At 72.1% G+C, this 11,031-nt stretch carries 11 protein-coding genes and 1 riboswitch; of the genes, 5 read left to right on the top strand and 6 right to left on the bottom strand.

The features are described from left to right. Positions 1-38: 38 nt before the first annotated feature. A complete protein-coding gene (locus tag FNH08_RS32630; RefSeq protein WP_152775134.1) occupies positions 39-1,568 on the top strand; it encodes a phytoene desaturase family protein in 1,530 nt (509 codons plus the stop codon). Between the two features lie 94 nt (positions 1,569-1,662). On the opposite strand, the gene FNH08_RS32625 is transcribed toward FNH08_RS32630, so the two are convergent. The 6 genes from FNH08_RS32625 to FNH08_RS32600 all read right to left on the bottom strand — a co-directional run bounded on the left by FNH08_RS32625 (position 1,663) and on the right by FNH08_RS32600 (position 6,603). Then, positions 1,663-2,589, bottom strand: a complete 927-nt coding sequence (locus FNH08_RS32625) for an SCO2102 family sporulation regulator (RefSeq protein WP_152775133.1) — start codon at positions 2,587-2,589, stop codon at positions 1,663-1,665. Between the two features lie 60 nt (positions 2,590-2,649). Further along, entirely contained in the window at positions 2,650-3,573 is a 924-nt protein-coding gene (gene metF / locus FNH08_RS32620) for a methylenetetrahydrofolate reductase [NAD(P)H] (RefSeq protein WP_152775132.1), read from the bottom strand. Between the two features lie 140 nt (positions 3,574-3,713). Then, positions 3,714-4,364 carry a thiamine phosphate synthase gene (thiE, locus tag FNH08_RS32615; RefSeq protein WP_152775131.1) on the bottom strand — a complete coding sequence of 217 codons (651 nt, stop codon included), beginning with the start codon at positions 4,362-4,364 and terminating at the stop codon, positions 3,714-3,716. A gap of 154 nt (positions 4,365-4,518) precedes the next feature. After that, positions 4,519-4,884, bottom strand: coding sequence for an Rv2175c family DNA-binding protein (locus FNH08_RS32610; protein WP_322725880.1), 366 nt, complete (start codon positions 4,882-4,884; stop codon positions 4,519-4,521). A gap of 100 nt (positions 4,885-4,984) precedes the next feature. Then, positions 4,985-6,208 carry an NAD(P)/FAD-dependent oxidoreductase gene (locus FNH08_RS32605; protein ID WP_322725879.1) on the bottom strand — a complete coding sequence of 408 codons (1,224 nt, stop codon included), beginning with the start codon at positions 6,206-6,208 and terminating at the stop codon, positions 4,985-4,987. Between the two features lie 32 nt (positions 6,209-6,240). Continuing rightward, positions 6,241-6,603 (bottom strand): hypothetical protein, encoded by a 363-nt coding sequence (locus tag FNH08_RS32600; protein ID WP_152775129.1) that lies wholly within the window; start codon positions 6,601-6,603, stop codon positions 6,241-6,243. A gap of 51 nt (positions 6,604-6,654) precedes the next feature. Next, positions 6,655-6,766, top strand: a riboswitch (TPP riboswitch). On the opposite strand from FNH08_RS32600, the gene thiO reads away from it, so the two are divergent. From thiO to pknB, 4 genes are all read left to right on the top strand, one after another. After that, a complete protein-coding gene (thiO, locus tag FNH08_RS32595) occupies positions 6,764-7,957 on the top strand; it encodes a glycine oxidase ThiO (protein ID WP_152775128.1) in 1,194 nt (397 codons plus the stop codon). (Overlaps the previous riboswitch by 3 nt.) Then, a complete protein-coding gene (thiS, locus tag FNH08_RS32590; protein WP_152775127.1) occupies positions 7,954-8,163 on the top strand; it encodes a sulfur carrier protein ThiS in 210 nt (69 codons plus the stop codon). Before thiO ends, thiS begins: the two co-directional genes overlap by 4 nt. Positions 8,164-8,166: 3 nt before the next feature. Further along, the gene (locus FNH08_RS32585) at positions 8,167-8,961 is read left to right on the top strand and encodes a thiazole synthase (protein ID WP_152775126.1); all 795 of its coding nucleotides are present in this window, start codon (positions 8,167-8,169) and stop codon (positions 8,959-8,961) included. Between the two features lie 109 nt (positions 8,962-9,070). Further along, on the top strand, positions 9,071-10,987 hold the full coding sequence (gene pknB / locus FNH08_RS32580) for a Stk1 family PASTA domain-containing Ser/Thr kinase (RefSeq protein ID WP_322725878.1): 1,917 nt from the start codon (positions 9,071-9,073) through the stop codon (positions 10,985-10,987). The last annotated feature ends 44 nt before the right edge of the window (positions 10,988-11,031 follow it).

Genomic DNA, 11,031 nt, shown 5'->3' with positions numbered 1-11,031 from the left:
GGACGGGTAGGGGCGGTGGGGGCGATAAAGTCGCCGGTATGGGACGGATCTTGGTGATCGGCGCCGGCATGGGTGCGATGGCGGCCGCCGCCCGGCTCGCCGTCGCAGGACACCGGGTGACGGTGTACGAGCGGGCGGAAACGTACGGCGGCGCAGTCACCCGGTTCGAGCGGGACGGCTTCGCCTTCGACACCGGCCCCGGCCTGCTGCCACTCCCCGCCGTCTACCGCGACCTGTTCCTCAAGACGGGCAAGCAGCCCCTGGAGGAAGCCGTGGAGCTGGTCCAGGTGGACCCGGCGTCGCGGCACGTGTTCCCGGACGGCACCGACGTCCTGCTGCCCAACGCCTCCCGCGCCGGCACGGTCGACGCACTCAACACGGCGCTCGGCTCGGGCGCGGGCGACCACTGGGGTGACTTCCTGGTGCGGGCACGCGAGGCCTGGGACCGGACGCGCCGACCGCTCCTGGAGGAACCCCTGTGGAAGGACTGGCGGGTGCTCGGCGAGCGCGAGCCCTACCCCGCGGTGCCCCACAAACGCCTGCTGCGCACCCGCCGGGCCAGCACCCTGGACGAGATCGCCGCCTGGGAGCTGCGCGACCCCCGGCTCACCGCCCTCCTGGACGCCCACGCGCTCGCGTACGGCCTGGACCCCCGGACCACCCCGGCGAGCGCGGCCGTACTGCCGTACATGGAGCACGCCTTCGGCACCTGGTACGTACGCGGCGGCATACGGGAGTTGGCGCGCGCGGTGTACGAGCGGTGCCTCGCGCGCCGGGTGGAGTTCGTCTTCGGCACCGAGGTCACCGGGATCGTCGAGAAGGACGGGCGGGCGGCCGGACTGGAGCTCGCCGACAAGACGGTCACCGAGGCGGACCACGTGGTCGCGGGCGTGGATCCCGTGCGGCTGAGTGGTCTGACCGAGCACGTGCTGCGGGAGGACGGGGACGCACGCCCCGAGCGGATGTCGCCGTCCTCCGGGCGGTTCACCGTGCTGCTGGCCCTGCGCGGGCGGCGCGAGAGCGGTGCCGCGCACCGCACGGTCGTGCACGCGCCGGACCGCACGGCCGAGTTGGACCACCTCTGCCGTCCCGCCGGCAGCGAAGAGCCGGCGCGTCCCACGGTGACCGTGCTGCGGCCGGACGACCCGGCTCTGCGCCCGGACGACGAGCACGAGTCCGTGGTCCTGTCGGCGGCGGCACCGGTGGCACCGGCGGGGGCGGCCGGATGGGCTGCGGGTGACACGGCCGACGACCGGTTCGCGGATCTTCTCGTCAGCGCCGCCGAAGCCGCCGTTCCCGGGCTGCGGGAGCGTCTCCTGTGGCGCGAGGTGCGCACACCGGGCCACAGCGCGCGGGAGACCGGCGCCGAGGGCGGTGCCGTCCCGCCGCCCGCACTCGCCGCGGCCGACGGCCGCTTCCTGCACCCGGCCAACACGACCCGCTTCCCCGGGCTGTACCTGGTCGGCGGCTGGGCGCACCCCGGCGGCGGTCTGCCGCACGCCGGCATGTCGGGCGCCCTGGTCGCGGGCCTGATCGTGGAGGGACAGGACTTCCGGGGGTCTCAGTGACCGGGATCTCAGTGACCCGGGATCTCAGCGACCGGGATCTCAGTGACTCCGGCGCAGGTCCCAGGTCGCCTCAGAAGTGGCCCCAGAAGTGGCCTCAGAAACGGTACTGCTGCTCGTCGTAGCCGTTCCCGCTTCCGTTCCCATGGCCGTTGCCCTGGTACGGATACGACTGCTCCGGGGGGAGTTCGCCGCTGAGCGGGTCGTCGGTGGTGCGCTGTTGCGGGACCCAGACGCCGCCCGGCGGGGTATCGCCGTAGCCGCCCGTGGCGTACTGGTCCTGGCCGTAGCCCTGCTGGTCGTACCCCTGCTGGCCGCCATAGGTGCTGTCGTACGACGCGCCGCCGTACGACTGCTGGCCGGCGTACGGGTCGGAGTAGGCGGCGTACTGCTGCTGCGCCGGGTCGTAGCCGTACTGCTGCTGGTCGTAACCGGAGTAGCCGTCGTACCCGAAGGCCTGGTCCTGGGAGTGGGCGGCGGTCGCGTAGGACGGGTCGGTGGCGGCGGCGTAGGCGGCTTCGCTGTAGACGCCGTAGGTGCCGGTCTCGTCGGGCAGGGGCTGCGGCGAGTAGACGGTGGTGGTCTCGGCCGGGGACTCACCGGGTCGCGGGGGACGGGCGAAGACGTTGTCGTCGCCGTCGAAACCGTCGAAGCCGTCGTCCTGGCGGTACGTTCCGTCAGCGGTCGCCTGGAGGTCGGAGACCTCCAGGCTGGGCTCCTGGCGCTCCGGCTCACCGCGGCGGCGCTTGCTGCCGCCGCGGCCCTCGTCGGGGCGCTTGACCGCCCAGCCTGCGGCGAATCCGCGCCGGAAGGACAGCGTGACGTAGGTCTGCCCGACCGCGAAGGTGGCGGCGCCGAGGCCGATGACGATCACATTGGGCATCAGGACGCCGAGGACGACGCAGAGGAAGCCCGCGAAGGCGAGCAGCCGCCAGCGCAGCCGCGCCTTGTACTGCAGCAGCACCTCGCCGAGCAGCCACAGCGCGACGATGCCGAACGCGATGTAGAGGACCGTCCAGCCCATGTACGCCCCTCTCCCTGCGGCCGTGGCCGCTGTGCCCTTAAGTCGTACGCGGCTCAGGCCTTAGACCTGCGGTGGGTGGTGCAGACCCAGATTCTCGTAGATTTCCAGCGTCGCGGTCGAGTTGTTGAGCGTGATGAAGTGAAGTCCGGGGACTCCCTCGTCCAGCAGCCTCGCGCAGAACTCCGTAGCGAACTCAATGCCAATGGAGCGTACAGCGGCCGGATCGTCTTTGGCTGTGAGGATCCGCTCTTTCAGGGCGGGCGGGAACGAAGCGTTACTGAGCTGGGGCAACCGTTCCAGCATCTTCACACTCGTTACCGGCATGACCTCGGGGATCACCGGAGTCGTACAGCCGGCCACCGCGACGCGGTCACGCAACCGCAGATACGACTCGGCGTGGAAGAACATCTGCGTGATCGCGTAGTCGGCACCGGCCCGGCACTTGTCGACGAAGTGGCGCACGTCGGCGTCCCAGTCGGCGGAGCGCGGGTGCATCTCGGGGAAGGCCGCGACGCCCACACAGAAGTCGCCCGACTCCTTGATGAGCTGGACGAGTTCCGCCGCGTACGTCAGTCCCCGCGGGTGCGGCACCCACTCGCCCATGGGGTCGCCGGGCGGGTCGCCGCGGACCGCGAGCATGTTGCGGATCCCGGCATCGGCGTACTGGCCGATGATGTTGCGCAGTTCCGCTATGGAGTGGTTGACGGCGGTGAGGTGGGCGACCGGGGTGAGCGTGGTGTCGGAGGCGATCTGCTCGGTCGCCTTCACGGTGCCGGAGCGTGTGGAGCCGCCCGCCCCGTACGTCACGGAGACGAAACTGGGGGCGACGGCCTCGACCCTGCGGAGCGCGTTCCACAGGTTGCGCTCGCCCTTCTCGGTCTTGGGAGCCCAGAACTCGAACGAGTACGTGGTCTTGCCGTCGACGAGCATGTCACGCACGGTAGTCGCGCGATCAGTCCTGGTGGAAGCGGTTCCTAGGGCCATACGGGCAGGTTAGCCACGCTGGGCTCGTCCCCCAACCAGAGGACGGGTTTTTGCCCGTTTTGCCGCCCTGCTGTCCAGTCCTCGGACAGCCTCGCTCATCTCCGCTCGACGGGCGGCGCCCTGGACCGGTCTGCCGCCGGCTAGGCAGCCGCGCGCAGTCGCTTCGCGAACTCCGCCGCCGCCGCTCCGGGGTCGTCGGCCTCGGTGATCGCGCGGACGACCACGGCCCGGCGGGCGCCCGCGTCGAGGACTTCGTCGAGGTTGCCGAGGTCGATGCCGCCGATGGCGAACCAGGGGCGGTCGGTGGCGAGGGCCGCCGTGTACCGGACCAGGTCGAGGCCGGGGGCCGGACGGCCCGGCTTGGTGGGGGTGGGCCAGCAGGGGCCGGTGCAGAAGTAGTCCACGCCGTCCTGGACGGCGGCCGCGGCGGCCTCCGCCTCGGCGTGCGTGGAGCGGCCGATGAGGACGTCGTCGCCGAGGATCGCGCGGGCCGCCGGGACCGGGAGGTCCCCCTGGCCCAGGTGCAGCACGTCGGAGCGGACGGCGTGGGCGACGTCCGCCCGGTCGTTCACGGCGAGGAGCGTGCCGTGACGCCGGCAGGCGTCGGCGAACACCTGGAGGTGCTCCAGCTCCTCCGCGGCCTCCATGCCCTTGTCCCTCAGCTGTACGATGTCGACGCCGCCGGCCAGGACCGCGTCCAGGAACTCCGGCAGGTCGCCCTGGCGCTTGCGGGCGTCCGTGCAGAGGTAGACGCGGGCGTCGGCGAGCTGTCGGCGGGCGGTGTCGGGCATGGTCAGGCTCTCCCGTTGTCGATGGCGTACGACGTACGGCCACGCTTCGGTGGCGTACGGGCCACGGGCGGGGCCGGGGCCCGTGGCGGTGGCCCGTACGCCGGACGGCGAACGTCGGTTGTGGGTTCGGACGACGAGTGTCGAACGGCGAGCGTCAGACGGCGAGCGCCTGGGCGCGGCGCTTGACCTCCGTGCCCCGGTTCTCGCTCAGGGCCTGGGCCGGGGTGCCCGGCAGGCTCGGGTCGGGGGTGAAGAGCCACTCCAGCATCTCTTCATCCGTGAAGCCGTCGTCCCTCAGCAGCGTCAGGGTGCCGGACAGGCCCTTGACGACCTTGTCCCCGTCGATGAAGGCGGCGGGGACGTACAGCGCGCGGTTCTCGCCCCGGCGTACGGCGATGAGCTGGCCCTCCTTGACCAGCTGCCGCACACGGGTCACCTCGACGCCGAGCATCTCGGAGATCTCGGGGAGGTTCAGCCACGCGGGGACGAGAGCATCGGTCTTTGCGTCAATCTCGGTCACGACATCAAGACTGCCATCCCGGACTGACAGTCGGTACCCGAGCCGCCTCCGGCGCAGGTCGTGAGTGGGCCGACCGGGGGGTGGGCTACGCCGTGGCGGGCTAAGCCGTCGCGGCCTTCAGCGGGCGCGACGGGTCGGCCAGCCGTTCCGGGTCCATGGGCGTGCCCGCCTCGATCAGCCGGCGCCCCTGCGCCAGGTCCCGGGGGCGGCCCACCGCGAGGAGGGCGGCCAGGCGCCCCTCGCGCAGCCAGCACACCGACCAGGCGGCGCCCGTGGGGTCGCCCCGCCACACGGTCGTGTCGGCCGAGGCGTGGTGGCCGACGTACTGGACGAAACGGCCGAACTGTTCCGACCAGAAGTACGGAACCGGGTCGTACGGCGCCGGGGACTCGCCGATGATGTTGGCGGCCACCGTGCGGGGGCCCTGGAGGGCGTTGTCCCAGTGGTGGACCAGGAGACGTTCGCCGTACCTTCCCGAAGGGAAGGACGCGCAGTCGCCGACGGCGTACACGTCCGGCGCGGAGGTGCGCAGGTGGTCGTCGGCCACCACCTCGCCGTACGCGCCGAGCTCGATGCCCGAGCCGGTCAGCCAGACCGTCGCCGGGCGGGCCCCGATGCCCACGACCACCGCGCCCGCCCGTACCCGCGAGCCGTCGTCCAGGATCACCGTCCCGTCCTCGACGCGCTCCACGCGCGCGTGGGTGCGCAAGGTGGCCCCGCTGTCCGCGTACCAGGCGGCCATGGGCGCGGCCACCTCGGCGGGGAGGGCTCCCGCGAGCGGGCGGTCGGCGGCCTCGACGACCGTCACCGCACAGCCCGCCTCGCGCGCGGCCGTGGCGAACTCCGCCCCGATCCAGCCGGCGCCCACGACCACGATGTCGTGCTGCCGGGCCAGGACCGGCCGCAGCCGCTCCGCGTCGTCCAGGGTGCGCAGGAGGTGCACGCCGGGCACGCCCTCGGCGCCCGGCAGCCGGACGGGTTCCGCGCCGGTCGCGAGGACGAGGACGTCGTACGGGACCGGGCCCGTCGCCGTGTCGAGTTCGTGGTCCTCAGGGCGCACGCCGAGCACCTCGCGGCCGAGCCGGAGCTCGATGTCCAGTGCCTCGAAGTCGACGTCGAAGGCGGATCCCTCGGCCTTGCCGAGCAGGACGGCCTTGGACAACGGCGGCCGGTCGTACGGCTGGTGCGGCTCCGCGCCGATCAGCGTGACGGGGCCGGCGAAGCCCTGCTCCCGCAGAACGACCGCGGTCTGCACCCCGGCCATGCCCGCGCCCACGACGACGACCCGTCGCCGTGTCCCTCGTTCCTCCGTCTGCTCGCTCACCTGATCACCATAGACAACTGACAGATTGTCAGTCAGCGGGCGGAGTCCGTGACCTGTTCCACAACACTCGTTCCGCTGCCCGGTTGCGACTCCCACTCCCAGGTCTCCTCCAGGCGTACGCGCCCGTCGGGGAGCTCGGCCACGAGGGACACACAGTGCCCGGACGACGTCGTGCCGTCCCGCTTCAGCTGCACGTACCGGAAGTCCAGCAGGTCACCCTCACGCGTACCCACGAGATGGCCGCGTACGACATCTCCGCCCGCGTACTCGGCCCAGATCTCGCCGTCCTTCTCGTGGTACGTGAACCGGGTGCGGGTACCCACCTGACCTGGAGCCTGGTCCGCGACAGGGGCGAGGACGAGACCGTCGAGAGATCTGTAGGACGGGCGGGCCATGGGCGGAGGCTCCCTTACTGAGGTGAACGGCACGGGCTAGGCTGGCCAACGTAGAGCACTCGCGGGAGCCCGGACGCACCGGGCTGAGAGGGAGGCTGGCGGCCTCCGACCGTACGAACCTGATCCGGGTCATGCCGGCGAAGGGAGGGGCTGGACGCCCATGTCGCGTACACGTACGTCAGAGACATGTACATCAGACGTCCTCGTCGTGGGGGGCGGCATCATCGGGCTCGTGACCGCGTGGCGGGCCGCGCAGCGCGGGTTCGCCACGGCCGTGGTGGACCCGGAGCCGGGCGGTGGGGCCGCGCGAGTGGCGGCCGGGATGCTCGCCGCGGTGACCGAGCTGCACTACGGGGAGCAGACACTGCTGGGCCTCAACCTGGCGTCCGCGCGCCGCTACCCGGACTTCGCGGCCGAACTGACCGAGGTCACGGGCCTGGACCTCGGCTACCGCCAGTGCGGCACGCTCGCGGTCGCGCTCGACGCCGACGACCGCGCCCACCTGCGTGAACTGCACGCGCTGCAACAGCAGTCGGGGCTGGAGTCCGAGTGGCTGAACGGACGGGACTGCCGCCGTCTGGAGCCGATGCTCGCGCCGGGCGTGCGCGGCGGACTGCGTGTCGACGGCGACCACCAGATCGACCCGAGGCGGCTGGCCAGGGCTCTCGTCGCGGCCTGCGAGCGCGCCGGGGTGGTCTTCCACCGGACGTGGGCCGAGAGGCTCTCCGTCGTCCGGGAGCGGGCCGTGGGGATCAGGGCCGCCGACGGCACCGACCTCGCCGCGGAGCGGGTCGTCCTCGCCGCGGGCAGCCTGAGCGGGCGGCTCGCGGGTGTCCCGGACGACGTCCTGCCGCCCGTACGGCCCGTGAAGGGGCAGGTGCTCCGGCTGACCGTGCCGAAGCGGTACGCGCCCTTCCTGTACCGGACCGTGCGCGCCGTGGTCCGCGGCAGCCACGTCTACCTGGTGCCCCGCGAGAACGGCGAACTGGTCGTCGGCGCGACCAGCGAGGAACTCGGCTGGGACACCACGGTCACCGCGGGCGGGGTGTACGAACTGCTCCGCGACGCCCATGAGCTGGTCCCCGGGATCACCGAACTGCCGCTCACCGAGACGCGCGCGGGACTGCGCCCCGGATCCCCCGACAACGCTCCCCTGCTCGGCCCGACCGAGTGCGACGGGCTCCTCCTCGCCACCGGCCACTACCGCAACGGCGTGCTCCTCACGCCCGTCACCGGTGACGTCATGGCGCATGTGCTCACCACGGGTGAACTCCCGGAGGTGGCGCGCGACTTCACACCCAGGCGTTTCTCCTCCGCCGCCTCTCTCGCCTCTCTCACGGAGCAGCCCGCATGAACGACGTACACGTCCTCGTCAACGGGGAGCGGCGGCAGGTCGCCGCGGGCACCGCTCTCGACACGCTCGTGAGAACCCTCACCGCGGCCCCGTCGGGCGTCGCGGCCGCGCTCAACGAAACCGTCGTCCCGCGCGCGCAGTGGCCGTCCACTCCCCTCTCCGAGGGAGACCGCGTCGAAGTCCTCACCGCCGTCCAAGGAGGCTGACCCATGGCCGACGACCCCTTCGTCCTCGGCGGTACGACGTACTCGTCCCGTCTCATCATGGGCACGGGCGGCGCGCCCAGCCTCGACGTCCTGGAGCGGGCCCTCGTGGCGTCCGGCACGGAGCTGACGACGGTCGCGATGCGCCGCGTGAGCCCCGAGGCGCACGGCTCGGTGCTGTCGGTGCTGCGCAAGCTGGGCATCCGTGTGCTGCCCAACACCGCGGGCTGTTTCACCGCGGGCGAGGCCGTGCTGACCGCCCGCCTCGCCCGCGAGGCGCTCGGCACCGACCTGGTGAAGCTGGAGGTCATCGCCGACGAGCGCACCCTGCTGCCCGACCCGATCGAGACGCTGGACGCCGCCGAGACCCTGGTCGACGACGGTTTCACCGTGCTGCCGTACACCAACGACGACCCCGTGCTGGCGCGGAAGCTTCAGGACGTGGGCTGTGCCGCGATCATGCCGCTGGGCTCCCCGATCGGCTCCGGGCTCGGCATCCGCAACCCGCACAACTTCCAGCTGATCGTGGAGCACGCACGTGTGCCGGTGATCCTGGACGCGGGAGCGGGCACGGCGTCCGACGCCGCGCTCGCCATGGAGCTGGGGTGCGCCGGTGTGATGCTCGCCTCAGCGGTGACCCGGGCGCAGGAACCCGTCCTCATGGCCGAGGGGATGCGGCACGCGGTGGAGGCGGGCCGGCTCGCGTACCGGGCCGGACGCATTCCGCGGCGCCATTTCGCGGAGGCGTCGTCGCCGCAGGAGGGGCGTGCACGGCTCGACCCCGAGCGCCCCGCGTTCTGAGCCCGCGCGCCCGCGCTGACGTCGCACAACAGTCACAGGTCTGCTGCATTCCGTCTCCCGCGCCACGTGGGGGACGGCGCTGACAGTGGCGGCCCCTACACTCGCCTCCGTGGACACGACCCTTCAGGACCCGCTTGTCGGCCAGGTGCTCGACGGCCGGTACCGCATCGACGCGCGGATCGCCGTCGGCGGGATGGCCACGGTCTACCGAGCCGTGGACACCCGCCTCGACCGCGTGCTCGCGCTCAAGGTGATGCATCCGACCCTGGCCGTCGACGGCTCGTTCGTCGAGCGTTTCATCCGCGAGGCCAAGTCGGTGGCGCGGCTCTCCCACCCGAACGTGGTGGGGGTCTACGACCAGGGGACGGACGGTTCGTACGTCTACCTCGCGATGGAGTACGTCGCCGGGTGCACCCTGCGTGACGTGCTGCGCGATCGCGGGGCACTGCAGCCGCGGGCCTCGCTCGACATCCTGGAGCCGGTGCTCGCCGCGCTGGGTGCCGCGCACCGGGCCGGGTTCGTGCACCGCGACATGAAGCCGGAGAACGTCCTGATAGGGGACGACGGCCGGGTCAAGGTGGCGGACTTCGGGCTCGTGCGGGCCGTGGACACGGTGACGAACACCACGGGCCAGGTCCTCGGTACCGTCTCCTACCTCGCCCCGGAGCAGTTGGAGCACGGCACGGCCGACACCCGTGTCGACGTGTACGCGTGCGGGGTCGTCCTCTACGAGATGCTGACCGGCGGCAAGCCGCACTCAGGTGACTCCCCCGCGCAGGTGCTCTACCAGGCGCTGAACGCGGACGTGCCGCCGCCGTCGGCAGCGGTGCCCGGCCTGCCGTACGAGCTGGACGAGTTGGTGGCCTCCGCGACCGCCCGCAATCCCGATCTGCGTCCGTACGACGCGGTGGCACTGTTCTCGCAGGCCCGGGACGTGCGGGCCGCGCTGAGTGACGAGCAACTGGACGCGGTGCCGCCGCAGGCGATCGCCGCGGAGCACTCGGGTGCCGAGCACCGGACGAGTGTGATCCCGCGCTCGCTGTCGATGCAGCGGCCGTTGCCGGTCAACGAGGACGAGGGGGTGAACCGGACGAGCCGGTTCGAGAGCCCTCCGGTCGCGCCCCGGCGGCGCACCGCCCCGGCTGTCCGGCGCGGGCCGCTGGCGATCGTCGTGGCCGTCCTGCTCGTGCTCGGTGTCGGCTCGGGCATCTGGTACATCAACTCGGGCCAGTTCACCAAGGTCCCGGCCGTGCTGACGCAGTCCGAGGCGCAGGCGACGCAGCGGATCGAGGCCGCCGGGCTGGAGGTGAACACCAAGTACGCGTTCAACGACACCATCAAGCGTGGGCTGGTCATCAGCACCGACCCGAAGCCGAGCGCCCGCATCCGTGACAACGACACGGTGACGCTGACCGTCTCCAGGGGCCCCGAGATGGTGAAGGTGCCCGACATGAAGGGTCTGCGCCTGGACGCGGCGAGGTCGCGGCTGAAGGAGCAGGGCCTCGAACCGGGCCAGGTCACGCAGGTGTTCAGCGAGGAGGTCCAGAGCGGCTCCGTGGTCAGCACGGCCCCGGCTGCGGGCACCGAGCGCCGCTCCGGCTCGGCCGTCGCGCTCACCGTCAGCAAGGGCGCGCCGGTGGAGGTGCCGGAGGTCACGGGCGCGTCGGTCCAGGACGCCAGGGCGGAGCTGGAGGACGCCGGTCTGAAGGTGGAGATCGCCAAGGAGCGGGTCAACTCGGAGTTCGCCAGGGGCCAGATCGCCCAGCAGTCGCCGGGCCCGGGCGAGGAAGCCGCCGAGGGCGACACGATCACGCTGACGATCTCCAAGGGCCCCGAGATGGTCGAGGTCCCGGACGTCGTGGGCGACAGCGTGGACGAGGCCAAACAGAAGCTCCAGGCCGCCGGTTTCCAGGTCGACGAGGACCGGGGGCTCCTCGGGCTCTTCGGCGACAAGGTCAAGAAGCAGTCGGTCAAGGGCGGGAAGACGGCGCCCAAGGGGTCGACGATCACGATCCAGATCCGCTGACACGTCCCTCCGGGGGTTGGCCGAGGGGTAGGGGGTGCCTGGGG

This window comes from Streptomyces spongiae, from assembly GCF_009377185.1.
Classification (GTDB): domain Bacteria; phylum Actinomycetota; class Actinomycetes; order Streptomycetales; family Streptomycetaceae; genus Streptomyces; species Streptomyces spongiae.
This window is presented reverse-complemented; position numbering and strand designations above follow the sequence as displayed.

Coding starts and splice junctions, on each gene's coding strand:
- FNH08_RS32630 (WP_152775134.1), top strand. CDS start 39: ATGGGACGGATCTTGGTGATCGGCGCCGGCATGGGTGCGATGGCGGCC.
- FNH08_RS32625 (WP_152775133.1), bottom strand. CDS start 2,589: ATGGGCTGGACGGTCCTCTACATCGCGTTCGGCATCGTCGCGCTGTGG.
- metF (WP_152775132.1), bottom strand. CDS start 3,573: ATGGCCCTAGGAACCGCTTCCACCAGGACTGATCGCGCGACTACCGTG.
- thiE (WP_152775131.1), bottom strand. CDS start 4,364: ATGCCCGACACCGCCCGCCGACAGCTCGCCGACGCCCGCGTCTACCTC.
- FNH08_RS32600 (WP_152775129.1), bottom strand. CDS start 6,603: ATGGCCCGCCCGTCCTACAGATCTCTCGACGGTCTCGTCCTCGCCCCT.
- thiO (WP_152775128.1), top strand. CDS start 6,764: ATGTCGCGTACACGTACGTCAGAGACATGTACATCAGACGTCCTCGTC.
- thiS (WP_152775127.1), top strand. CDS start 7,954: ATGAACGACGTACACGTCCTCGTCAACGGGGAGCGGCGGCAGGTCGCC.
- FNH08_RS32585 (WP_152775126.1), top strand. CDS start 8,167: ATGGCCGACGACCCCTTCGTCCTCGGCGGTACGACGTACTCGTCCCGT.